Below are 24,186 nucleotides of genomic sequence, written 5' to 3'. Positions count from 1 at the left end.
CTAAACATTATCATCAGATGAAAGCGAATATACAAGAAGATAGCGGAATAAACGAAAAGCAGAATATTGAAAATACTCAGAATACAATTCAGAATGATTTTACATTCACACTCAAGAGCACTTGTTTAGATGAAAACTATCACCCCTCAAGTAAAACGCGTTTAACAACCAATTTTGCCAACTTGGCCAGAGGAGCTAATCGCCAACAAAACTTACGTAATGCTTTAAATATGATTAACAATCGATTCAATGCATTGGCTCATGTGGATAATCCAAAAGCGAATCGTTACCATGTGGAACTTGAAATTCTCACAGTAACAATGAGTATTGATGATAAGAATGGTATTAGCGATCTACCGATGATTGAAGTTTTAAAAACAAATATTATTGACAGTAAGACTGGCCAGCAAATCGAAGGAGTTGCCGGAAATAATTATTCCTCTTATGTCCGTGATTATGATTTCAGTATTTTATTGATCGAGCACAATAAAAATAAAGCTAATTTTTGTATTCCTGAAAATTTTGGTGATTTGCACGGAAAACTTTATAAGTGCTTTGTCAATTCAGCCACTTATAAAGAGTACTTTAAGATGTCACCGATCATTTGTCTAAGTGTATCGAGCAACAAAACTTATACTCGCACTGAGTATCAGCATCCGGTTCTGGGTTTTGAGTATTTGCAGGATCAGTATTCTATCACTGATGAATATTTCTCTAAAATGGGCTTAAAAGTTCGTTTTTTCATGCCTACTAATAGTGTGGCACCGATGGCCTTTTATCATTCCGGAGATCTGCTTGCTGATTATACTGATCTTGGACTAATAAGCTCAATCAGCACGATGGAGACTTTTCAGAAGATTTATCGCCCTGAAATTTACAATGCAAATTCAGTGGCTGGGAAAATCTATCAACCTACTCTTAAACACGAAGATTATTCACTGACTCGCGTGGTTTACGACCGCGAAGAGCGCGGCCGACTGGCTGTTGAACAGGGTAAATATGCAGAAGAGCATTTCATTAAGCCTTACAAAAGTCTCCTGGAACAATGGTCTGCTAATTTTACCCTTTAATTGATTACAACGCATTAAAATTATACTATTATGAAGAAATTATTATTACCTACCTCTATTGTTGGAAGTTTACCCAAACCTGCCTGGCTTGCACCACCCGAAAAACTTTGGTCACCATGGAAATTAGAAGGCGATCAGCTAGTTGAAGGGAAACAAGATGCGTTGCGCATTTCTCTGCAGGAACAACAATTGGCAGATCTTGATATTATTTGTGACGGTGAGCAGACACGCCAGCATTTTGTAACGACTTTTATTGAGCATTTAAGTGGTGTAGATTTTGAAAATCGTAAAACAGTAAAAATCCGTAACCGTTATGACGCGAGTGTTCCAGTGGTTGTAGGTGAGGTTGCACGTCAAAAAGCAGTTTTTGTTGAAGATGCTAAATTTTTGCGTAAACAGACTAACAAGCCTATAAAATGGGCATTGCCGGGCCCACTGACAATGGTAGATACCTTGTACGACGACCATTATAAAAGCCGGGAAAAATTGGCGTGGGAATTTGCGAAAGCACTCAATGAAGAAGCAAGAGAACTTCAAGACGCAGGTGTAGATATTATTCAGTTTGATGAACCTGCATTTAATGTGTTCTTTGATGAAGTAAACGATTGGGGAATGGCAGCATTAGAAAGAGCCATTGAAGGTTTACATTGTCAAACTGCGGTTCATATTTGTTATGGTTATGGAATACAGGCAAATACTGATTGGAAAAAGACATTAGGTTCAGAGTGGCGACAATATGAAGAAATTTTTCCGAAAATTCAAAAATCTAAAATTGATGTGGTGTCTTTAGAATGTCACAACTCCAATGTGCCTTTAAATTTAATGGAACTTGTTCGCGGTAAAAAAGTAATGGTCGGTGCCATTGATGTGGCAACCAACACTATCGAAACACCAGAAGAAGTAGCTGCTACCCTGCGTAAAACTCTTGAGTTTGTAGATGCCGAAAATCTTTACCCATCTACAAACTGCGGTATGGCACCGTTATCTAGAGATGTAGCCAGAGGCAAGTTAAGTGCTTTAAGCGCAGGAGCAGAAATTATACGCAAAGAACTTGGGATTTAGTCTCAATATATTAATAATGAATTCCGTGCCTCCACGGAGGAATAATATTTAAACACATTGAAGAAATTATTAGAAGTATTAAAAAAAGCAGGTTTCGACGGTTTCCTGTTAATGATAGCCACCATGATTCTGATGGCTTATTTTTTGCCAAAGCCAGGTATGGTCAAAGAACCTGTTTCGCTGGAGGAGATTGCCAATGCAGGCGTTTCGTTGATTTTCTTGTTTTATGGCTTACGGCTAAGTGTTGAGAAACTAAAAGCCGGACTTTCCAATTGGAAAATGCACATTGTCGTTCAGTTGACAACCTTTTTATTTTTTCCGCTCATTGTTTTGGCATTTCGCCCGTTGTTTGTTAATAACGGCTTCGAGCTGCTTTGGCTGGGCGTATTTTTTTTGGCAGCATTACCGTCCACAGTTTCATCTTCGGTGGTCATGGTTTCCATTGCTAAGGGAAACATTCCTGCAGCCATTTTCAATGCAAGCATTTCCAGTTTGATTGGAGTAGTCGTTACGCCTCTCTGGGTTGGGCTGTTTATAGCTTCTGCAACAGGCGATTTTGATGTTAGTCAAATCGTCATAAAGTTGATTCTTCAAGTTTTGCTGCCTGTCATCATTGGCATAAGTCTCAATTCCCGTTTCGGCGCCATTGCCGAAAAATACAAGAAACAGCTCAAATATTTCGATCAGGCAGTTATTCTAACGATTATTTACACGTCGTTTTGCAAGTCATTTTCCGAACATCTTTTTGAAGGCTTTACCGCCCTTGAACTTGCCGGACTCGCTGCAGGGATGATGGCATTGTTTTTTGCCGTATTCTTTTGTGTCGGACTACTCAGTCGCTTGCTTGGCTTTTCAGATGAAGACCGTATTACTGTCTTATTCTGCGGGTCTAAAAAGTCATTGGTACACGGCACCGTTATGTCAAAAGTACTTTTTCAGCACAGTACTATCACCGGCATCGTATTGCTGCCGCTCATGCTTTACCATGCCTTGCAATTGATTGCCGCTAGTATCATCGCTCAGGGTATGGCTCGACGAAAAAAAGTATAATTTTATTTATGACGTGGCCCTTTATCTTTTTTCGATAAAGGGCACCGAGGATAACGCTGCCTGCTATAAAACAATGCCTCTTAGATTTTTATACTGTGAAGATAAACGCTGCAGTATGTTATGTTTTTAACTTGTGCAAAATAAGATTTTTGTATTGTTTTTCGTTATATTTGAAGAATTTTATTCTGATTTAAAAATAAAATAAACCTGTTTAAAGTAATATTCTATGGAGCAGATAGATGATATTGATCTTCAGTTATTAAATATACTACACGATAATTCTAAATATACTGTAAAAGAGCTTGCTAAGATGGTAAATCTTTCGGCATCGCCTGTTTTTGAGCGAATTAAAAGATTGGAAAACAATGGTTATATAAAAAAATATATTGCCCTGCTTGATGCAGAAAAATTAAACAGGGGATTCATTGTTTTCTGTAATATCAAACTTAAACAACACGATCGTAATATCGGGAATCAGTTTGTTAGTGATATTATGAAAATAGAAGAAGTTGTAGAATGTTACAATATCTCTGGTGATTACGATTTTTTAATGAAAGTTTCTGCAAAAGACATGAAGCATTATCAGGATTTTGTGTTTAATAAATTGGGATCAGTTGAAAGTATAGGGAGTACCCAAAGTACCTTTGTTATGTCGGAAATAAAAAATATGTATGGATAGTTCCGCGAGCAACGATAGTACGGAAATTCTTCCGTGCCCGTTCCTATATTAATAAAAACTGGATTTTCTTTTTTTTAATCTGTTAAGATATGCTTTGTGGGCACGGATTACAAATCCGCGCGATCTGATAATCGAAAAAACTATTAAAAGCCATTAGCTTTTAATAGTTTTTTGATTTTCAATAAAATTTGCTCTTTTATGTTTAAGATTTTAATATTTCTAGAATTACCACTAAAGCTCAAGTTTTATCTTTTTGAACTAAAATTACGTACTTATTTTATAACTAGGTTGGGATATAGTTTGCAAAAGCTGTTGACAATATTAACTTAAAATTATTGTCAGTAAATGGTAAAATTATATTATTAAAATTAGCTGGACTGCTTACTATAAATTTTCTTAAAAGAGTATGTGCCAGTTCAACATCATTACAATCGTTATATAATTTTTGAATATTATTTTCAAGCATTATTTTAAAAATTGGTTCGTCAATTGATCTGAGATTAAGTTTCTCCACAATTACCTTGTTACTGCTAATAAAATCTTTAATTACTGATTGAACACGATCTTTTCTGGTTTCGTACCTATTAAGATTGCAAATATTGATTGTACCATTCCCTCGTTCTTCGGCATCTATTCCTACTATTGTGATACCTGCCAAATCTGCATCAACTGTAAAAGAAAAAAAATCAAGAAAGTTTGTTTCAGTTTCAGGGTGGAGCATCAGTGGTTTTTCAGCTAATGATTCATTGCTATTAATTTTACATAAATTTTTATCTAAAAATCCTCCAACAAATGTTGGATTAACAATTTGGACTCCACCAACTAGATAGGGGAATTTAGAAACTTTTCCACCTTGCCTATTACAAGTGATACAGGCAGGAATTAGATTGCTCCATTCGTATCCTAACCAATAATAGCCATTGTTTCTTATTAATTCATTATTTAATCCTCGAATTTCTCCTTTAGGTCGGTAATGTTCAACATCTAATACATAAATACGTTCACAATAGGCGCATTTATTAAAATACCAGTGATTTAATTTATCGATAATTCGTGATTGGATTCCTTTATCTATTCCTGCATTGTAGGGATCTCTATAAATACCTGATATGATTAAAGAAGTATCTGCGCTTGCTGCAATATTCTCTACAAGATTTAATGTTGCAGCTTCTTTTAGCTTATCTGGGATATCAACAAGGAGATAACTACGTGTTATATTTCTCATTAATTATTTTTTTATAAATAAACTCAAAAGCTCTTTTTGTTTAGTGTTATTTAGAAATTCATCAACTTCATTATCGAGTTTTTCTAAAAATCGAACCCTACTGTAATTATCATCAAAAGAAGGCATTTCATCATCTAACTTTGAAATTGGAGTTAATTCTTCCAATCCAAATATTGGAGATGAGAACAAACCGTTGGGAAGTATTTTACTAAACATTACCTTATCATCCATTCTTTCTATTTGACTTTCATTATTTATGTTTTGCATTACATAAATTTGACTGTTTCTTGGTGCACCTAATAAAGGTATTGGACTATGGGTGGTAACGATAAATTGTACTTGTTTAAAAACTTTGGAAAGATTAATGATTAAGTCTCTTTGTGCTTTTGGATGAAGATGTAAATCAATCTCATCTATTAATACCACTCCTTTTAACTCTGACGGATCGGTTATTTTGGATTGTTGATTATACAATCTTAACATAATATCGACAATTAATGAGAAGACACTTTTTGTTCCAGAAGGTAAATCTTCCCATTCTACACTAAATTCGATATCATCATTATTATTACGCGTTACATATCGAGTACCTTTTGTACCATCTTTATTGTATGTTTGAAATCGAATATCGTATAAACCTGGAACAATATCAGTCAAAATAGATTGAATGTAATATTTTCTTTTCTCAAAATAAATTTGGGACTTCTTATCTTTTAGCCAAATTTCAAATTGCTTTTCCAAGTCTAGAAGTGGAGAAGCATCACTGAATAAAGAAATGAAACTTCCTTCTTTTCCATATAATTTTTTGAATTGTGAAATATTTAATTTATTACTATTCATTAGTCGATATGGACCATACATACATAATCCCGCAAGTTTTGGTTTCCTGCCAGTTATACCCTCATTAAAATTTCTTGTAAAATTTTCTGTATGATCCTGAAAATCATTGTATAATTCGCTTTCAATTCTAAACTTATTATTTCTGTCTGAAACTTTTCTATACGCAAATGCAGAAGCAATTGCTCTTAATAAGTTTGTTTTACCTGATCCGTTTTCACCTGTGATAAAAATCCACTGATTATCCTCAGGAACGTCTTTAATTTCGATGTGATTAAACACACCATAATCCCAAACGGAGAAAGATTTTATTTTGTTAGGTTTAAAATTATTTTGTGCGAATTCATCATCATTATCATCAGAAAAATTAAGTTTTTCTCTATACAACCTAATTCTTCTTAAACTTTCTTGAAAATCTTTTTTGTTAATATAATCAATAGAGTTTTCATTCTTTAAAAAAAAATCTTTTCCTATTTCTAAAATAATTTTATCAATTTCTTTTTTAGTTGTATTAACAAAATCAATAATAGTTTCAATAGTTTGTGAAATATCACAACGTGACTTTAATAGTTTTATATATCTCCTCCCGTGAACAGTTAATCCAATTTTTTCAATTAGATATTTTTCAACAAACTCTTTTTTTCTATCGGAGTCAGAAACATTTATTTCTAAAAAAATATCTCCTAAATTAGTGACACGAATAATTATATTAGGTGTTCTATTTTTCCAATCCATGCCAGACCAGAACGATATTGCAAGATAATTTTCAGTCCCGTAAAACCAAAATCCTTCATCTAATCTACCACCATAATTACTTTTTCGATAAGTAAACATTAGGTCTTTATCACTTCGGCGCATTTCATTTAGAATGAAGTCAAGTTCTTGGTTTAATTGTAAAATATTAATTAAATCATCCATTAGTTATAGATATTATTCTAGTTATATTTTTAAGAGTAAAACTAAAGAAAAAAGGGAAACAACTTACAAAATATTTCATTTATGGAATTAGTTTTTGATACTCAAAAGTAAATTATAAACGAATTAAAATAAAATGACTTCTAACTTATTGGTTTTGTGTACTAATAAAAAAGGTGGCCTGTTTATATTAGTGGAATTATTTTAGTATTTAAAAATAATTTATTAGGTTGAACAACTTACTTGGAAAGAAAACTAATTTTACACTTTCCGAAGAGTTCTTATGAAAAGCTGTACGAATATCTCCTGACTTTGCACTCATAGATACTTCAAAACAAAAAAAAGAGACTTCAAAAGTCTCTTTATAGAATTAATATATCTTTATAAATAATTATTTATTGATTATTTTTTCAAGCCTTAACATCATTTCATCTTTCTCTTTCAGCATACGCTCGTATAACGCAATTTTTTCATCATATAATTGAACAATTTTATCAATATGATTAAAAGAGGGTTGGTAGCTAAATCCAGAAGCGACAGCGTTATCCTTAAAATCTTGGAATGAATAAGTATTTGCAATAACATTCACAGCCTGTTCCTCATCAAAATTCTGAAAAGCTTCAACGGGAATTTTTAATGCATCTGAGATTTGATTAAGTATATCATCTTCAATTACATCTTTTTGCTCCAGCATAGAAATTTTCTTTTGGTTCCAGTCATTTCCCAAATCAAAAGCTAATGCTTCTTGTTTGATGCCAAGCATTTCTCTGAAGCGTTTTACGTTTCTTCCCTGATGTATTTTCTGTTCCATAATGAATATCAATTTTCTAAAGGTTTAAAGATAAAACCATTTTTTGAATTAAAACCTGTGTTTTAAAATAAAAAAAAAATCCCATTTCGTTAGAAATGGGATTTTAATTTTGTGACCTCGACTGGATTCAAACCAGTAACCTTCTGAGCCGTAATCAGATGCGCTATTCAGTTGCGCCACGAGGCCTTTTTGTTATCAATTAGCTATTTTTTTGTAGCTTTGTTGATTGCTTATTGCGGGTGCAAAGATAGACATAAATGTGAGATAAACAAGGAAAAAATAACATAAAAATAAAAAAAAATGCAGTTCGAAAATTATATACGTGATATTCAGGGTTTTCCAAAAGAAGGAATTTTATTTAAAGATATCACACCTTTGCTAATTAATCCAGAAGTGAGAACAAATTGCCTTAAAATTTTGCTCGATTCTTTAAATGGACAAAAAATTGACAAGGTTGTTGGTGCTGAATCTCGTGGTTTTTTCTTTGGAATGTTATTGGCGCAAGAGTTAAATGCCGGATTTGTTCCCGTAAGAAAACCAAAAAAGCTTCCCTTTGATACCATTTCTGCTTCTTACGAATTGGAATACGGCTCTGATAGTTTAGAAATGCATACAGATGCTATTAAAAAAGGCGATCGAGTTTTAATTCACGACGATGTGTTAGCGACTGGCGGAACCGCAAAAGCAGTTTGCGAATTGGTAGAGAAATTAGGTGGCGAAATTGTACAATGCAATTTCTTGATGGAGCTAACTTTTCTTAACGGAAGAGAAAAAATAAAAGAGTATCCAGTTTTTGCTGCACTAACATATTAATAGAAACGAAAAAAATCTCGTGCAGTAAAGGTTTAAGTCTAATTTCGTCTTTTATTACACGTTTAAGACTAGAAAATAGTAAATTCATGATTCAGCTTTAAAAAGAAGATTAAAGGCAAACAACGCGCCCTGTTTGGATTTAGTGAAACCTGAAACAAAAAACAAAAACCCGACAAAATCATTGTCGGGTTTTTTATTTTAAAAGTAAGAAAGAAATTATCTTAAACTTGCACCAAGTTCAGTTTCGAAAGTCTGCTGTAATTTAGACATGATTTTGTCGATTTGAGCGTCGGTTAATGTTTTAGTATTGTCTTGAATAGTAAAACTCAAAGCATATGATTTTTTTCCTTCTGGTAGTTTATTTCCTTGATAAACATCAAATAGATTAATGTCTTTTAAAAGCGCTTTTTCTGTTTGTTTTGCCAAGTTGAAAATGCTTTCGTAAGTCGTTTTTTCATCGATTAGTAAAGCCAAATCTCTACGAACTTCTGGATATTTAGGAATTTCAGTATACTTAATTTTTCCTGTAATGATTTTTAAAACCAAATCCCAGTTAAAATCTGCGTAATAAACGTCTTGCTTAATACCGAAATGTTTCAAAATAGGTTTTTTAACAACACCCATTTCAACCAAAATATCATTGTTGTAAGTAATGGCAGTACCTTCAGAATAAATATCCGATTGAACAGGAGCGTTACCGATTTTTTCAATTCCTAAACGAGATAAAATAGCTTTTACATATCCTTTCAACAAGAAGAAATCTGTTGTTTTTTGCGGATTTGTCCAGCTTTCTTTGTTTCTGTTTCCAGAAATCAATAAAGAAAGGTGTTTATGCTCTTCGTAACCGTTTAAGTACTTATGATATGTTTTTCCGAATTCAAATAATTTTAAATCCGAATTTTTTCTATTAATATTATATGAAACTGCTTCCAATCCAGAAAATAATAAAGACTGGCGAAGTGTAGCTAAATCACTACTCAGCGGATTCAGCATCGATACATTGTGTTCTTCTTTTAATGAAGCTGATAATTTCGCGTAAGCTGCAGTCGTCAATGAATTAGCCATCATTTCATGGAAACCTTGCGAATTCAACTGAGAAGCAATTACATTTTGTACTTTGTAATCTTCTGTTCTTGGCGAATTTGCTACTGTAGCATTAAATTTCTTAGAGAAGTTAATGTTGTTATAACCGTAAACTCTCAAAATTTCTTCGATTACATCAATTTCGCGCTGAACGTCTACACGATACGCAGGAATAGTTAAACCTAAACCAGTATCTGAAACGCTATTTACTTTAATATCTAAAGAAACCAAGATTTTTTTGATGGTATCTTTTGGAATTTCTTGTCCAATAATTTTAGAAACATGACTAAAATTCAACAAAACAGAAAAATCTTCAACCTTTTTAGGATAAACTTCTACAACATCAGAAGTGATTTTTCCGCCAGCAACTTCCTGAATTAGAAGTGCCGCACGTTTTAAAGCGTATTCCGTAATCGTTGGATCAATTCCTCTTTCAAATCTAAAAGAAGCATCTGTACTTAACTGATGTCTTTTTGCTGTTTTACGAATGCTTACAGGATCAAAATAAGCACTTTCTAAGAAAATAGAAGTAGTTCCTTCAGAAACTCCAGATTTTTTTCCTCCAAAAACTCCAGCAATACAAAGTGGACCTTTTTCGTCGCAAATCATTAAATCTTCTTTATGAAGCGTTCTTTCAACGTCATCAAGAGTAACAAATTTAGTTCCTTCTGCAACGGTCTTTACAATAATTTTTCCGTTGATTTTGGCAGCATCAAAAGCGTGTAAAGGTTGTCCTAATTCATGTAAAACATAATTCGTAACGTCAACAATATTATTTTTTGGAGTTAGACCAATAGCTTTTAAACGGTCTTGCAACCAGCTTGGAGATTCGTGTACAGAAATTCCAGAAATAGTTACACCGCAATATCTTGGAGCTAAATGATTGTCCTCAACATTTACGTCAATTTTAAGCGTACGCATGTCAACTCTAAAATTGCTTACCGAAGGCGTAATCAATTCTACGTTTACGCCACGTTGTAGCATTCCCGCTCTTAAATCACGAGCAGTTCCAAAATGGCTCATTGCATCGGCACGGTTTGGTGTTAATCCGATTTCGAAAACTTCATCATTTGCAATTTGAAAAACTTCAGAAGCAGGAGTTCCTGGAACCAAATCTTCGGCCAAAACCATAATTCCGTCATGGCTATTTCCTAAACCTAATTCATCTTCAGCACAGATCATTCCGTGGCTTTCCTGTCCGCGAATTTTTCCTTTTTTAATGGTAAATTCTGCACCATCTTTATCGTATAAAACGGTTCCAATTGTTGCAACAGGCACTTTTTGTCCTGCAGCCACATTTGCAGCGCCGCAAACAATTTGTACAGGAGCTTCTAAACCAACATCAACTGTAGTAACTTTCAATCTATCAGCATCAGGATGTTTTTCGCAAGTTAGAACGTGTCCAACAACAACGCCTGCCAAACCTCCTTTAATTGATTCGTATTTTTCAACAACTTCAACTTCTAAACCTAAATCTGTTAGTAATTCAGAAGTCTGCTCAGATGTCCAATCAGTTTTAATAAATTGTTTTAACCAGTTGTAAGATATTTTCATTGTAGTTCTTTAATTCTTTGTATGAGGTTACAAATATAAGGATTGCGCGTTGGAGTAAGAAAAAATTGAGTAGTTTTTTCTATTTGTTTTTAAATGACCGAAAAATGCTGTCTACTAATTATTTAGCAATTTATAGATTAAAATTTTGCTAAATGATTATTATAAAAGTCTAAAAAAAACGAATGTGTAATTTTTGTGCTACAAGATGAACGAAAAGTGCTATTCTGTTTCTTTTTATGAAACTAAATTTGAAGTGAATCAAAAAAAGAATATTATGAGTACTGCAGTAAAAAGACCTGAATTTAAGGCAAAATACGATAACTATATTGGTGGAAAATTTGTAGCCCCAATTAAAGGAGAATACTTTGATGTTGTTTCTCCAATTGATGGAAAAGTATTTACAAAAGCAGCGCATTCTGGAAAAGAAGATCTTGAATTGGCTGTAGATACTGCTTATGAAGCATTTAAAACTTGGGGAAAAACTTCTGTAACCGAAAGGAGTATTTTACTAAATAAGATTGCACAAAAAATTGAAGACAATTTAGAATATATTGCAGCAGTTGAAACGGTAGACAACGGAAAACCAATTCGCGAAACACTTGCTGCCGATATTCCATTAGCCATTGACCACTTTAGGTATTTTGCAGGTGTAATTCGCGCAGAAGAAAGTTCGATAGCAGAATTAGATTCGCAGACTGTTTCTATTGCGTTAAGCGAACCTCTTGGAGTTGTGGCGCAGATTATTCCGTGGAATTTCCCGATTTTAATGGCCGTTTGGAAAATTGCTCCAGCACTTGCAGCAGGAAACACAATTGTTTTAAAACCAGCAGAAAGCACACCAATTTCGATTATGGTTTTAATGGAATTAGTTGGAGATATTCTTCCTCCAGGAGTTCTAAATATTGTAAACGGTTTTGGTGCCGAATTAGGTCGTCCGTTAGTAACCAATAAAAAAGTGTCAAAAGCAGCATTTACAGGTTCTACTACAACAGGACGCTTGGTAATGCAATACGCAACAGAAAACATTATTCCGGTCACTTTAGAATTGGGCGGAAAATCACCAAATATTTTCTTCCCGTCAGTAGCAGATCACGACGATGATTTCTTTGATAAAGCTGTAGAAGGTGCTGTATTATTTGCTTTAAATCAAGGTGAAATCTGTACTTGTCCTTCTAGGCTATTAATCCACGAAGATATTTACGAAAAGTTTATCAAAAAAGTTATCGAAAGAACTGAAGCGATTATAGCGGGAAATCCGTTGGATAAATCGACTATGATTGGGGCTCAGACTTCGATTGTGCAGAAAGAAAAAATCATGTCTTACATTAAATTAGGAAAAGAAGAAGGAGCAGAGGTTTTAACTGGAGGAGATGAAAATAAATTAGGAGGCGAATTAGAAGGTGGTTATTACATCAAGCCAACGTTGTTTAAAGGTCACAACAAAATGAGAATTTTTCAAGAAGAGATTTTCGGGCCAGTTTTGGCGGTTACGACTTTTAAAACTACAGAAGAAGCGATCGAAATTGCAAATGATACCATGTATGGTTTGGGTGCAGGAGTTTGGACAAGAGATGCTCATGAAATTTATCAGGTTCCAAGAGCAATTCAGTCCGGTCGTGTATGGATAAATCAATACCATTCTTATCCTGCCGGTGCTCCGTTTGGAGGTTACAAACAATCTGGAATTGGTCGTGAAAACCATAAAATGATGTTGAGTCAATACCGTCAAACCAAAAACATGCTGATTTCTTATGACAAAAAGAAATTAGGATTCTTCTAAAGAATATAAACTTGGGAATAGAAAGCTAAAAAGTTTTCTATTCTCTTAAAACCATAGAATTATGCTTCCAAAAACAATGAAAGCTGCGGTCGTTCGAGAATTCGGTTCTCTTTTAAGAATAGAAGAAGTCGAAGTAAAACGCCCTGGTAGAAATGAAATTCTTGTAAAAGTAATTGCAAGTGGAGTCTGTCACACCGATTTACATGCTGTAGAAGGCGATTGGCCGGTAAAACCCAAAATGCCTTTAATTCCGGGACACGAAGCTGTTGGCTATGTTGCTGCAGTAGGTCAGGATGTTAAAAATGTAAAAGAAGGAGATGCTGTTGGTGTGCCTTGGCTTTACAGTGCTTGCGGTGGTTGTGACCATTGTATTACAGGCTGGGAAACCTTATGTGAAAGCCAGCAGAATGGCGGTTACAGTGTAGATGGCGGATTTGCAGAATTTGTAATTGCAGATGCGAGATATGTTGGAATTTTGCCTTCTAATGTGAATTTTATCGAAATGGCTCCCATCTTATGCGCAGGAGTTACTGTTTACAAAGGATTAAAAGAAACTGAGGTGAAACCTGGAGAATGGGTTGCAATTTCTGGAATTGGAGGTTTAGGACATGTTGCAGTGCAATATGCAAAAGCTATGGGAATGAATGTTGCAGCAATTGATATTGGAGATGATAAATTGGAACTGGCAAAAAAATTAGGTGCCGATTTGGTAGTAAATGCTAAAAATCAAAATCCTGGAGAATTCTTAAAGAAAGAAGTTGGTGGTATGCATGGGGCATTGGTTACCGCAGTTTCTCCAATTGCTTTCAAACAAGGGCTTGAGACGTTGAGAAGAAAAGGTACAATGGCATTAAACGGACTTCCTCCAGGCAATTTTGATTTGTCTATTTTCGATACTGTTTTAAATAGAATTACGATAAGAGGTTCTATTGTTGGAACTAGAAAAGATATGAAAGAAGCTATTGAATTTGCCGTTGATGGCAAAGTCAAAGCAACCGTAACAACTTCAAAATTAGAAGACGTTAATACAGTTTTCGATAAAATGAAGAAAGGTGAGATTGAAGGACGAATTGTGCTCGATATAGCACAGTCCTAAATAGTTGGTTATGTTGAAGCAGTAAATTCTTAATTGAATTTACTGCTTTTTTTTAATACTTAAAAGTTATGATTAAACGAATTGATGCCACAGAAAAAGCAGTTGAACTGATAAATATTCTAAAAGAGAAACACGGTGATTTGATGTTTTACCAAGCTGGAGGATGCTGCGAAGGAACACAACCACAGTGTTTTGAAAAAGGTGGCTATTATCAGCGAACTGGAGATGTTTGTATCGGTGTTGTTGAAGATACTGAATTTTGGGTAGACAAAGATTTATTTGAATATTGGAAACACGCACATTTTACCTTAACCGTAATTGATGCATTTGGAGTAGGAGGTTTTTCGTTAGAAACCCCATTAAAGAAAACGTTTCAAATAGAATATCGTATTTTCACTCCCGAAGAAGAGAAAGATTTAGAGCCAGTTTTTAGGATTGAATAGTTTTTTTGTTTTAAGTTTCAGGTTTCAAGTTTCAAGTTGAAAAACTTAGAACCTTAGTATCTTATCATCTTAGAACCTTTAATTAATATATAGTAACTGATACTGTTTTGGTGTAATTCCTTCATATTTTTTGAATAATCTGATGAAGTAATTCGCATCTTCAAACCCTGCTAAATAACAAACTTCGTTAATTTGAAGCGTTGGGTTTCTTAATAGGTTTTTAGCGCATTTTATTTTTTCATTTAAAATATATTCAATCGGACTCATTCCGAGTTCGCGTTTAAAGAAACGATAGAAAGAAGTGGTACTCATACAAGCTTTTTCGCTCAGCGATTTCAAATTGATATTTTCCTTTAAATTTTGTTTGATGTATTCGGTAACTTCTTTAATCGGATTATTGTCTTCAAAAGGTTTTCCTTCGTCCAGAGATTTTACGGTCTGAGTTTGAATAATTCTTATTAATAATTCTTTTAAAGTCAAATCGGCAAAAATGTCTTTGGTAATCGAAGTGCTCATACATTCTTTGATGAGTTTGTTTATGGTAGCAGCCATTTCGATATTATTGTAAAAGAAATAATTCTGGTAATTTAGCTGCCAGTACAGGTTATTGCCTTCTTTTGGATATTGCTCATTTAAGAAATTTAAAATCTCGGCAATTTTATCCTGATCGATGGCCAATGCTAAACATTGCGTCGGATTGTGTTTTGAAGCTTCAGGAAAATCAATTTTCATTTCTACATTCGAAGGAACAATCACCGTTTCGCCTGGAAGATATACAAATTCAGGGTCATCAAAAAGATGCATGATTTTTTTACCGCGAAGCATGCTGGTCACCACCAGATCATTAAACTTTAATGGAACTTTTTGAGTCGATTCGTAGGTTTCAAATAGATTTAATTCACAATGATTCAAATTGTAAATAGTCCTGTTTTCTACAAGAGTTTTTAATGATTTTTCTTGCGATAATTGGAGCGGATTGACTAAAAATCGTTGGTTGTTCATTAAAATTTATTTTTTGGTGAAGACCTTAAATTTAATGAAAATAAGAATATAAATTACAGATTTAACGTTTAATTATATCAATTCTTCCACATGTTTTCTAATGTTTTCAGATATTTTTTTTGTTGGAAGGTCGTTCTCATCATTTCCAAACGGATCTTCAATTTCTTCAGCAATAAGTTCTAAACTTGCCAAAACATAAAAAATAAAAACAACAACAGGAGCAACTAGATAACCTAAACTAACAGAATATCCAAAAGGAAGCGTCATAGTATAAAAGAAGATGAATTTCTTTATAAAAGCACTGTAAGAGTAGGGAATAGGAGTGTTTTTAATACGTTCGCACGCTCCGCAAATGTCTGTGAAAGCAACTAATTCTTCATTTAAGGTAATGAGTTGCTCTCCCGATATTTTTTTAGCATCATACAAATCATTGATTTTGTGATACATGATTCTCTTTAATTGATTTGGCTTGTGTTTATGCTGGTCAATTTCCAGTTCAACATCTTCAAACAGCATTTTGCCAGTATCTTCATCTTTTAAATGATGATGAAGTATATCTGCGTACATCGGAATGTATTTTCTAAAAAACTTTCTATCATTTTCGTCTTTTAAAATTGCGGATAGTTTTATAGCAAGATTACGGCTGTTATTTACAAGTCCTCCCCAAAGTTTTCGGCCTTCCCACCATCTGTCATAAGCTGTATTGGTTCTAAAAACAAGCAAAAGCGAGATTACAAATCCAAGCATTCCGTGCATGATTGGAATGTTGTGGATATAATCGTTTTTGGTCACTTTAAAATAATGAAGTTCAAGATAACAGACAGCTGAGGCATAAATGCCAATTGCAATCATAATCGTAAACAGTTTTCGAACTGTATCTGACTTATGAAAATGAAAAATAAAAGTAAACCAATCTTTGGTATTGTATGTAATCATTGAAACTTGTTTTGTAACAAATTTAAAGTAAAAAAATATTCTGTTGGAAGTAAATTATAAAAATATTCAGCACCAAGAATAAACAGAATGTTTTCTTAAAAACGTTATGTAACTTTTGCTGAAATTAAAAAAAAATCTGTCCAATCTGCTAAATCTGCGAGAGAAAAATAGCTCGCAGATTTAGCAGATTGGACAGATAATATTTGATTTTTAAAAGCGAATTAAAAATTAATATTTCCCGCTAATTCTTTTAAAGCAATTTCAGATAATTTTGCTTCGTATTGCGCGTTGCTGTAACGCACTTTTGCATTGACATAATTGAGTTGGGCAGTTCTAAAATCTAGAGTTGTAATAGTTCCGATTTTAAATTTGTCCAAAGTGATTTCTAAATTCTGTCTTGCGATAGCTTCATTATCTTCTTCTAAATCAATTAACTCTAAATTGGTTAAATAGGTTTGAAAAGCGGTGCTCAACTGTGTATTTAACGTTATGTTTTGCTGTTCTATAGCAAGTTGTGAATTTTCGATCTGTAATTTGGCAACTTTTTCATTACGATGCTGATTGAAACCGTCGAATATATTCATGGAAGCATTAAAACCGTAGTTTAAACCTTTAGAAGATGTTTCGCTGGTAAATCCTAGACTCGACTGACTTTCAGAAAAATTGTATCCCGTAGTTAATCTCAAAATAGGGTAGCGGTCTGCTTTTACTTGTTTAAGCTCTAGTTCGGCTATACGTTTGTTTATAATTTCGGCTTCTAAACCTGGATTTTGCTTTTGAGCTAATTCCATTAAATCAGCCAAGACCAATTTATTATCAACTGTAACTTTATCAGTCACTTTAAAGTCAATTTTTGGATCGCGCGCTAAATGCTGATTCAGCAAAATTTTACCATTAGCATACGCTTCTTTTTGTCTCAATAAGGCAACCTGATCTGAGTTTAAATCGACCTGTGCGTTCAATACTTCAAGTTTAGAAGCTTTTCCTATGCTGAAGCGATTTTTAGCTAAAGTCAAACGCTGGTTCGAAATTACGATTGTAGTGTCTAATGCAGACAATTGCTGTTGCATTTGAACTAAATCATAATAAGCTGAATTTACCTGAGCAATTTTGACTAAAATAGTTCTTTTAAGTTCTGCGTCGCCAAGTTTCTGAAGCTCTTTTAGCTGGTCTAGTTTGGCAAACATTTTCATTCCGTCAAAAACAGTCCAGCCTAAGCTTACGCCATAATTTAAGCTATTGTTTTTAGCATTATTCAATGTAGTTGATGTACCATCTTGACGTACTTGTGTTGAATTCGTAAGATTATTATTGTCTGTAATATTTGCTGTTGCAGTCGGCAACATTCCTGCATTACCAATTGTTACATTTGTTTCGGTTATTTTGGAATTATTTTTGGCAATTTTAATTTCAAAATTATTCTCCAAAGCTATAGACATAGCCTGCTCAATAGTAAGAACTTCCTGTGCCTTTGTCTGAATTGCACAAAAAAGCAGGATAAGTACTGTACAATATATTTTTTTGATATTCATATTCGTTTTCTTTAACCAGAAAGTATATTTCTGGTTTTTATTTAATGCTTTCTCTTTCGTATTCGTCAATATGATCAAACTCAGGATAATGTTTTCTGGCTTTAGACCACATTAAATAAATGGCAGGGATTACAAATAGCGTTAAAGCCAATGAGAAAATAGTTCCACCCACAATTACAACTCCCATACCAATTCTACTTGTAGACGCAGCTCCAAGCGACATTGCAATTGGAAGTGCTCCTAATGCAATAGCCAAACTCGTCATTAAAATTGGACGTAAACGTGCCTCTGAAGCTTCTAAGATAGCCTCTAATTTAGGCTTACCTTGTTCTCGTAACTGATTGGCAAATTCTACAATCAAAATACCGTTTTTGGTTACGAGACCAATCAACATTACTGTACCAATCTGGCTGAAAATATTCCATGTTTGATTGAAGAGCCATAATGAAAATAAAGCCCCTGCAACCGCCATTGGAACCGTTAAAATGATAATAAACGGATCAATAAAACTTTCAAACTGTGCCGCAAGAATCAAGAAGATTAACAATAAAGCCAAACCGAAGGCGAAAGAAGTATTAGAGCTACTTTCTACGAAATCTCGTGATTCTCCAGCTAAATCTGTAGTGAAGCTTTCATCTAAAACTTTTGCTTTAATACGATCCATTTCTTCAATTCCGTCTCCCATACTTTTTCCTGGCGCTAAACCAGCAGAAACTGTTGCAGACATGTATCTGTTATTATGATACAATTGCGGCGGATTACTTTGTTCGTATACGTTTACAACGTTGTCCATCTGAATCAATTCGCCATTTTTGTTTTTCACAAACATAGAAGTCAAATCCAAAGGTTTCGATCTGTCTTTTTGGTCAAATTGTCCAATTACTTGATATTGTTTTCCGTTTTTAATAAAATAGCCAAAACGCTGTCCACTTAAAGAAAGCTGTAAAGTCTGTGCAATGTCAAGAATAGAAATTCCTAAACTTTCTGCTTTTGCACGGTCAATGGTAACGTTGATTTCAGGCTTGTTAAATTTTAAGTTTACATCTGTTGTCGAAAACACATCACTTTTACCTACTTCATTCATAAAAACAGGGATTTTTTCTCTCAACTTATCAAAGTTTGGAGCCTGAATAATATATTGTATTGGTAAACCGCCACGTCTGTTAACGGCAATTGTAGGCTGTTGAATTACTGCTATTTTAGCATCAGGATATCTTTTTGTCCATTTGCTTAATTTGTCTGCAATTTCTTTTTGAGATCTGGTTCTTTCGTCTGGTTCTTTTAATGACAGTCTCACAAAACCTGAGTTCGTTGCAGAACCTCCAGATCCTCCAGCAGTAATTACTAAACTAACTTTTTTTTCTGGGATTGAATCGTCAACAAGTTTTGAAATTTCTTGCATAAAACGATAAGTATAATCGTAAGAAGAGCCTTCTGGCGTGGTCATACGCATGGTAACAGAACTTCTGTCATCATAAGGTGCTGTTTCTTTTGGAAGAATCGTAAAGAATAAATATATAATTCCAAAACAAGCAATTAAAATAGGAAAGCTGATCCATTTTTTGTCCATGAATTTTGTCAGTGATTCAGCATAGCTGCTGTTCATTTTTTCAAAAAATGGCTCAGTTTTAATATAGAATTTTGATTTCTTTTGTTCGCCACCTTTCATTAAATAGGCATTTAACATTGGTGTTAAAGTCAAGGAGACAAAGGCTGAAATCAATACTGCAGCTCCAATTACAACTCCAAATTCTCTAAAGAGTCGGCCAACAAAACCTTCTAAGAAAATTACGGGCAAAAATACCGCTGCTAAAGTGACAGAAATGGATATAACAGCGTAAAAGATTTCATTAGAACCTTTAATAGCTGCTTCGATAGGAGACATTCCTTCTTCGACCTTTTTGAAAATATTTTCAGTTACAACAATACCGTCATCCACAACAAGTCCTGTTGCAAGCACAATAGCAAGAAGTGTTAGTACATTTATTGAGAAACCAAAAAGCCACATAATGAAGAATGTAGCAATTAACGATACAGGAATGTCAATTAATGGTCTGAAAGCAATTGCCCAGTCTCTAAAAAATAAATAAATAATAATAATAACCAGAACGATTGATATTCCTAAAGTTTCGGCAACCTCCAATACAGATTTCTTTACAAATTGCGTGTTATCAAGCGCAATATTAAGTTTAATGTCTTTAGGTAAATCTTTTTTTAAGGCTTCAAATTTTTTGTAAAATTCAGCTGAAATGTCCAGATAATTGGCTCCTGGCATTGGAACAATAGCCATTCCAATCATTGGAAGCCCAGAAGACATCAAAGAAGTCTCTATGTTCTCTGGACCTAATTCGGCACCGCCTACATCACTAAGCCTTACGATTTTATCGCCATCTGTGCGAATGATAATATTGTTGAATTCTTCTGGTTTAGAAAGATTCCCAACTGTTTTTACCGTTAATTCGGTATTGTTTCCTGTTAATTTACCAGATGGCAGTTCGACGTTCTGAGCATTTAATGCGCTTCTCACATCGGCAACTGTACACTTATAAGCATTTAGTTTTACAGGATCTATCCATAGACGCATTGCATAGCGTTTTTGCCCCCAAATTTGCACGCCACTTACGCCTGGAATAGTTTCCAAACGCTGAGAAATAACATTTTCGGCATAATCGCTTAATTCTAAAGAGCTTCTGCTGTCACTTTGAACCGTCATCGAAATAATAGATTCGCTATCTGCATCGGCTTTAGAAACAACTGGCGGGGCATCTATATCTTGTGGAAGATTTCTAATGGCTTGCGAGACCTTGTCTCGAACATCATTAGCCGCTTCCTCTAAATTCTTATCTAAATTAAACTCGATTGTAATGGTGCTGCTTCCTTGGTTGCTGGATGAAGTAATATTTCGAATTCCATCAATCGCATTTACGGCTTTTTCAAGAGGCTCTGTAATTTGCGATTCAATAATATCAGAATTGGCACCAGTATAATTGGTACGAATGGAAACCTGCGCAGGGTCAATAGATGGAAATTCTCTGACTCCTAGAAACGTATAACCAATAAAACCGAATAGTATAATTAACAGATTCAGTACTATTGTTAAGACAGGTCTTTTTATACTTGTAGTTGATAAACTCATTTGTAATTTTAGATTTTAGATTGTTGATTTTAGATTTCAGATTTATTACTAAATCTTTACTACCATCTTTAAATCTATATTCAAGTCTTTCGACTTTTGGCTTTAGAACTATTATTTTACTTGAACTTTGATAGGGGCTTCGTTTTTTAAAGACATAACACCGCTTGTAATTAAAGTATCTCCAGGTTTTAATCCAGCTAAGATTAAAATGGAAGAATCTGTTCTTGTTGTTGCATCAACCATTACTTCTTTTGCTTGTCCGTTATTGGCAACAAATACTTTTTTACCGTCTTGAATTGGTACAATAGCTTCAGAAGGAACTACTATAGCGTCTTTAATAATATTTAAAGGTAATTTAATATCTGCGAAAGTTCCAGGGAAAAGTTTTCCGTCAACATTATCTGCAAGCGCACGAATTTGAAGTGTACGTGTGGCAACGGCAACTTCTGGCTCGATAGCATAGATTTTGGCGTTGTAGGTTTTGTCAGATCCAGAAACTTTAAAGTCGATTACAGATCCAGATTTTACTTCGGCAGCATATTTTTCAGGAATAGAAAAAGTAATTTTTAGTTTGCTAGTGTTGACTAATTTTGCCACTAAAACAGTTGGTGTAATGTAAGTTCCTGGAGAAATATTACGCAAACCAATTTTTCCTGAAAAAGGAGCTCTAACAGAGGTTTTAGATATTTGCGCTCTAATTAATTGGCTTTGCGCTTGAGCAGAAGCAAGATCAGCTTTTGCAACATCTGCTTCTTCTTGACTGATTGCTTCTTTCTGTAGTAGTAATTTTGCTCTTCTTGCGTTTTCAGCAGCCAAATCTTCTTTAGTTAGAGCTTGTCTTAACTGTGCTTTTAATTCGATATCATTTACTTTAAGAAGCACTTGTCCTTTTGTTACATTGCTGCCTTCATTAAAAAATATTCCTTCAACAATTCCCGAAACCTCACTATGAATTTCTACTTGTTCGTTTGCTTCAATAGATCCTGATAATGCTAAATTATTGTCAAAAGTAGCCGTCTTTATTACGATTCCATTAACAGTTGTTGGAGCTTTTTTATCATTGAAATTTTTAGATTCATCGTTTTTACCCTTGTTCGAAATAATTCTGTAGGTGACAAAGCCACCAATTGCAACAATTAAAACGGTGTAAATGAGGTGTTTTAGTTTCATAAAAATGAGGTGAATATAGAATTTAGGTTTTTGTTTTTAGTAAGCTTACAAATTTAACTTTTTGGTGCGAAATCGAAAGCTGTTAGCGTTTATTTAACATTTGTATGTACAAAGGTTTGCATTTAGACTACAGGCAGGCAAAAAGGTTTAATTTAAGTTTAATTTTTTTTTGAAGAAAGTAGAGATGCTAAAGATAAAATCACGTTCTAAGACTTAGATAAGCCCTTATCGTTTCTAGTATAGAAGATTTTTTTTGCAATTTGTCTGATTTTTTTGCACTTTATCGATTTTATTTGTAACATTGATATGTTAAACAAAATGAAAGATTTTAACATGAATGCTAACGGTTGCGTTTGATTTTTGTGTTAAAATACGTATGTAGAAGTTGTTTTTTTTGGTTTTTGATTATATATAATGAATAATTATATTAACAAGTGTTTATTGTTTGTTGTTGAATGATATTAAAAAAAATAATTTATGAAGAAAAAATTACTTCTAAGCTTATGGTTTACATTTTTGCTTCTTTCAATTGGTTATCTGTTTTGGCAGAATGAGTTCCAATACAGTCTGCCAACACCTATTCCTAAAAATTATCATGCGATTGCAATGGGTTCAAAAATAGAACTTGGTCCGTGCTGTGCATTTGACAACAAACCTATATTTATCCATTTTTATAATCCCGAATGTCCCTGTTCGCGGTTTAATGTCCCGCATGTTAGCGACTTAATTAAAAAATACGGAGATCAGGTCAATTTTAAAATTGTGGTGTTAAACAAACAGAAGAGTTTTACGATTGATGAAATTCAGGAAAAGTTTGGTGCTGAGATCCCTGTATATTTTGATGAAGCAATAGCCAAAAAATGTGGTGTTTTCTCTACTCCGCAGGCAGTTTTACTAGATCAGTCACATAATTTATATTATAGAGGGAATTACAATAAAACCAGATATTGTACAGACACCAAAAGCAATTATGCTCAAATGGCGATTGATTCTCTTCTTAACCAAAAAGAGAAACCTTCTTTTAATGCTTTAGCTCTTAAGGCATACGGATGTTCGTTACCAAAATGTACTAAATAACTTTTTCCAAAAACCTAAATCTAAACCTATGAAAACAAAAGCTAGCTTAAACGAACAAGATTATCTGCACAGTTTTATGTCTACAATGACACAAAAATCAGATACAATTATTAATTATGTACTTGCAGTATATTTTCTTCTAGGTATCGGACTTTCTTTTAAATACGATACTTTCGAAATTGGCGTTGGCGTCGGTACATTGAATCTTTTGCTTTATTATTCGGCAAAATTTTTCATGAAAAATTCCAAATTTTACCAATACGTTTTATCTGTCGTTCTGGCTATTTTTATGGCGCAGTACATTTATCAGATGCATGGAATGTTTGAGATGCATTTTACCGTATTCATTGCCAGTACCATTTTGATTATTTATCAGAACTGGAAGCTTCAAATTCCGCTTACTTTATTGGTTGTTCTCCATCATGCTGGATTGGCGTACTTGCAAAACTATATTTATAATGATGCCAACGGCCTTCAGGTGTATTTTTCGCAAGTAAATTTTGATCTCGAAACGTTGCTTATTCATACCGTTTTGGCTGCAGTGGTTTTCTTTATGAATGGCTATTGGGCATATTACTTTAAAGAACATAGCGAAAATCATATCTCCAAAATTTCAGACGAATATGAGTTGGAAAACATGAAATTGGCTTCAGCAAAATACAGCTCAATGTCAGCTACAAAAGATTATAATGATTTTATTCATAGAACAACTTTAGACTTAAAACTGCCTGTAAATTCAGTTTTAAAATTAATTGATGTTTCAAAAGGACATACAGACAACGATAAACTGCTTAGTTATCTTGAAATGATGAGAGAAAGCGCCAAAAAAATTGATGATTTAGTCAATGATATTCATGTAAAATCAACAACCAATAGAAACTAGTTTTTTAAAACTAGAATTATAATCAAGTCCCA

The 24,186-nt window shown here is 33.8% G+C and carries 19 protein-coding genes and 1 tRNA gene; 10 read left to right on the top strand and 10 right to left on the bottom strand.

Annotated features, from left to right (window positions below):
- The first annotated feature begins 17 nt into the window (after positions 1-17).
- The 4 genes from SOM12_RS12325 to SOM12_RS12310 all read left to right on the top strand — a co-directional run bounded on the left by SOM12_RS12325 (position 18) and on the right by SOM12_RS12310 (position 3,861).
- The gene (locus tag SOM12_RS12325; RefSeq protein ID WP_320493618.1) at positions 18-1,070 is read left to right on the top strand and encodes a DUF1852 domain-containing protein; all 1,053 of its coding nucleotides are present in this window, start codon (positions 18-20) and stop codon (positions 1,068-1,070) included.
- A 30-nt stretch (positions 1,071-1,100) separates the two neighbouring features.
- Positions 1,101-2,132, top strand: a complete 1,032-nt coding sequence (locus tag SOM12_RS12320; protein ID WP_320493617.1) for a methionine synthase — start codon at positions 1,101-1,103, stop codon at positions 2,130-2,132.
- Between the two features lie 57 nt (positions 2,133-2,189).
- Positions 2,190-3,182 (top strand): bile acid:sodium symporter family protein, encoded by a 993-nt coding sequence (locus SOM12_RS12315; protein ID WP_320493616.1) that lies wholly within the window; start codon positions 2,190-2,192, stop codon positions 3,180-3,182.
- A gap of 226 nt (positions 3,183-3,408) precedes the next feature.
- Positions 3,409-3,861 carry an Lrp/AsnC family transcriptional regulator gene (locus SOM12_RS12310; protein WP_047775354.1) on the top strand — a complete coding sequence of 151 codons (453 nt, stop codon included), beginning with the start codon at positions 3,409-3,411 and terminating at the stop codon, positions 3,859-3,861.
- A gap of 283 nt (positions 3,862-4,144) precedes the next feature.
- Here SOM12_RS12310 and SOM12_RS12305 read toward each other — a convergent pair whose 3' ends face one another.
- The 4 genes from SOM12_RS12305 to SOM12_RS12290 all read right to left on the bottom strand — a co-directional run bounded on the left by SOM12_RS12305 (position 4,145) and on the right by SOM12_RS12290 (position 7,835).
- The gene (locus SOM12_RS12305) at positions 4,145-5,086 is read right to left on the bottom strand and encodes a hypothetical protein (protein WP_320493615.1); all 942 of its coding nucleotides are present in this window, start codon (positions 5,084-5,086) and stop codon (positions 4,145-4,147) included.
- A 3-nt stretch (positions 5,087-5,089) separates the two neighbouring features.
- Positions 5,090-6,841 (bottom strand): AAA family ATPase, encoded by a 1,752-nt coding sequence (locus tag SOM12_RS12300; protein ID WP_320493614.1) that lies wholly within the window; start codon positions 6,839-6,841, stop codon positions 5,090-5,092.
- 388 nt (positions 6,842-7,229) lie between these two features.
- Positions 7,230-7,649 carry a helix-turn-helix transcriptional regulator gene (locus SOM12_RS12295; RefSeq protein ID WP_320493613.1) on the bottom strand — a complete coding sequence of 140 codons (420 nt, stop codon included), beginning with the start codon at positions 7,647-7,649 and terminating at the stop codon, positions 7,230-7,232.
- 112 nt (positions 7,650-7,761) lie between these two features.
- Positions 7,762-7,835: transfer RNA gene (locus SOM12_RS12290), tRNA-Arg, on the bottom strand.
- Positions 7,836-7,949: 114 nt separating this feature from the next.
- On the opposite strand from SOM12_RS12290, the gene SOM12_RS12285 reads away from it, so the two are divergent.
- A complete protein-coding gene (locus tag SOM12_RS12285) occupies positions 7,950-8,462 on the top strand; it encodes an adenine phosphoribosyltransferase (protein WP_320493612.1) in 513 nt (170 codons plus the stop codon).
- A 216-nt stretch (positions 8,463-8,678) separates the two neighbouring features.
- Here the strand turns inward: SOM12_RS12285 and pheT are convergent, their stop codons facing one another.
- Complete coding sequence (pheT, locus tag SOM12_RS12280) at positions 8,679-11,099, bottom strand: phenylalanine--tRNA ligase subunit beta (protein ID WP_320493611.1); 2,421 nt, start codon at positions 11,097-11,099, stop codon at positions 8,679-8,681.
- 274 nt (positions 11,100-11,373) lie between these two features.
- Here pheT and SOM12_RS12275 point away from each other — a divergent pair, with 274 nt between their 5' ends.
- The 3 genes from SOM12_RS12275 (at position 11,374) to SOM12_RS12265 (ending at position 14,418) form a co-directional block, all read left to right on the top strand.
- Positions 11,374-12,879 (top strand): aldehyde dehydrogenase family protein, encoded by a 1,506-nt coding sequence (locus SOM12_RS12275; protein ID WP_320493610.1) that lies wholly within the window; start codon positions 11,374-11,376, stop codon positions 12,877-12,879.
- A 61-nt stretch (positions 12,880-12,940) separates the two neighbouring features.
- Positions 12,941-13,975 carry an alcohol dehydrogenase AdhP gene (gene adhP, locus SOM12_RS12270; RefSeq protein WP_095929235.1) on the top strand — a complete coding sequence of 345 codons (1,035 nt, stop codon included), beginning with the start codon at positions 12,941-12,943 and terminating at the stop codon, positions 13,973-13,975.
- A gap of 68 nt (positions 13,976-14,043) precedes the next feature.
- On the top strand, positions 14,044-14,418 hold the full coding sequence (locus SOM12_RS12265) for a DUF779 domain-containing protein (RefSeq protein ID WP_320493609.1): 375 nt from the start codon (positions 14,044-14,046) through the stop codon (positions 14,416-14,418).
- A 78-nt stretch (positions 14,419-14,496) separates the two neighbouring features.
- Here SOM12_RS12265 and SOM12_RS12260 read toward each other — a convergent pair whose 3' ends face one another.
- The 5 genes from SOM12_RS12260 to SOM12_RS12240 all read right to left on the bottom strand — a co-directional run bounded on the left by SOM12_RS12260 (position 14,497) and on the right by SOM12_RS12240 (position 22,194).
- Entirely contained in the window at positions 14,497-15,420 is a 924-nt protein-coding gene (locus SOM12_RS12260) for an AraC family transcriptional regulator (protein ID WP_320493608.1), read from the bottom strand.
- Positions 15,421-15,492: 72 nt separating this feature from the next.
- Entirely contained in the window at positions 15,493-16,356 is an 864-nt protein-coding gene (locus SOM12_RS12255) for a bestrophin family protein (protein WP_095929237.1), read from the bottom strand.
- 221 nt (positions 16,357-16,577) lie between these two features.
- On the bottom strand, positions 16,578-17,888 hold the full coding sequence (locus tag SOM12_RS12250) for a TolC family protein (RefSeq protein ID WP_320493607.1): 1,311 nt from the start codon (positions 17,886-17,888) through the stop codon (positions 16,578-16,580).
- A gap of 37 nt (positions 17,889-17,925) precedes the next feature.
- On the bottom strand, positions 17,926-21,024 hold the full coding sequence (locus SOM12_RS12245) for an efflux RND transporter permease subunit (RefSeq protein ID WP_320493606.1): 3,099 nt from the start codon (positions 21,022-21,024) through the stop codon (positions 17,926-17,928).
- A gap of 111 nt (positions 21,025-21,135) precedes the next feature.
- The gene (locus SOM12_RS12240; protein WP_320493605.1) at positions 21,136-22,194 is read right to left on the bottom strand and encodes an efflux RND transporter periplasmic adaptor subunit; all 1,059 of its coding nucleotides are present in this window, start codon (positions 22,192-22,194) and stop codon (positions 21,136-21,138) included.
- A 477-nt stretch (positions 22,195-22,671) separates the two neighbouring features.
- Here SOM12_RS12240 and SOM12_RS12235 point away from each other — a divergent pair, with 477 nt between their 5' ends.
- Both SOM12_RS12235 and SOM12_RS12230 read left to right on the top strand, forming a co-directional pair.
- On the top strand, positions 22,672-23,271 hold the full coding sequence (locus SOM12_RS12235) for a peroxiredoxin family protein (protein ID WP_320493604.1): 600 nt from the start codon (positions 22,672-22,674) through the stop codon (positions 23,269-23,271).
- Positions 23,272-23,299: 28 nt separating this feature from the next.
- A complete protein-coding gene (locus SOM12_RS12230; protein ID WP_320493603.1) occupies positions 23,300-24,154 on the top strand; it encodes a hypothetical protein in 855 nt (284 codons plus the stop codon).
- The last annotated feature ends 32 nt before the right edge of the window (positions 24,155-24,186 follow it).

Origin of the sequence: Flavobacterium sp. CFBP9031 (assembly GCF_034044945.1) — a bacterium.
Taxonomy (GTDB): Bacteria; Bacteroidota; Bacteroidia; order Flavobacteriales; family Flavobacteriaceae; genus Flavobacterium.
This window is presented reverse-complemented; position numbering and strand designations above follow the sequence as displayed.

Coding starts and splice junctions, on each gene's coding strand:
- SOM12_RS12325 (WP_320493618.1), top strand. CDS start 18: ATGAAAGCGAATATACAAGAAGATAGCGGAATAAACGAAAAGCAGAAT.
- SOM12_RS12320 (WP_320493617.1), top strand. CDS start 1,101: ATGAAGAAATTATTATTACCTACCTCTATTGTTGGAAGTTTACCCAAA.
- SOM12_RS12310 (WP_047775354.1), top strand. CDS start 3,409: ATGGAGCAGATAGATGATATTGATCTTCAGTTATTAAATATACTACAC.
- SOM12_RS12305 (WP_320493615.1), bottom strand. CDS start 5,086: ATGAGAAATATAACACGTAGTTATCTCCTTGTTGATATCCCAGATAAG.
- SOM12_RS12300 (WP_320493614.1), bottom strand. CDS start 6,841: ATGGATGATTTAATTAATATTTTACAATTAAACCAAGAACTTGACTTC.
- SOM12_RS12295 (WP_320493613.1), bottom strand. CDS start 7,649: ATGGAACAGAAAATACATCAGGGAAGAAACGTAAAACGCTTCAGAGAA.
- SOM12_RS12285 (WP_320493612.1), top strand. CDS start 7,950: ATGCAGTTCGAAAATTATATACGTGATATTCAGGGTTTTCCAAAAGAA.
- pheT (WP_320493611.1), bottom strand. CDS start 11,099: ATGAAAATATCTTACAACTGGTTAAAACAATTTATTAAAACTGATTGG.
- SOM12_RS12275 (WP_320493610.1), top strand. CDS start 11,374: ATGAGTACTGCAGTAAAAAGACCTGAATTTAAGGCAAAATACGATAAC.
- adhP (WP_095929235.1), top strand. CDS start 12,941: ATGCTTCCAAAAACAATGAAAGCTGCGGTCGTTCGAGAATTCGGTTCT.
- SOM12_RS12265 (WP_320493609.1), top strand. CDS start 14,044: ATGATTAAACGAATTGATGCCACAGAAAAAGCAGTTGAACTGATAAAT.
- SOM12_RS12260 (WP_320493608.1), bottom strand. CDS start 15,420: ATGAACAACCAACGATTTTTAGTCAATCCGCTCCAATTATCGCAAGAA.
- SOM12_RS12255 (WP_095929237.1), bottom strand. CDS start 16,356: ATGATTACATACAATACCAAAGATTGGTTTACTTTTATTTTTCATTTT.
- SOM12_RS12250 (WP_320493607.1), bottom strand. CDS start 17,888: ATGAATATCAAAAAAATATATTGTACAGTACTTATCCTGCTTTTTTGT.
- SOM12_RS12245 (WP_320493606.1), bottom strand. CDS start 21,024: ATGAGTTTATCAACTACAAGTATAAAAAGACCTGTCTTAACAATAGTA.
- SOM12_RS12240 (WP_320493605.1), bottom strand. CDS start 22,194: ATGAAACTAAAACACCTCATTTACACCGTTTTAATTGTTGCAATTGGT.
- SOM12_RS12235 (WP_320493604.1), top strand. CDS start 22,672: ATGAAGAAAAAATTACTTCTAAGCTTATGGTTTACATTTTTGCTTCTT.
- SOM12_RS12230 (WP_320493603.1), top strand. CDS start 23,300: ATGAAAACAAAAGCTAGCTTAAACGAACAAGATTATCTGCACAGTTTT.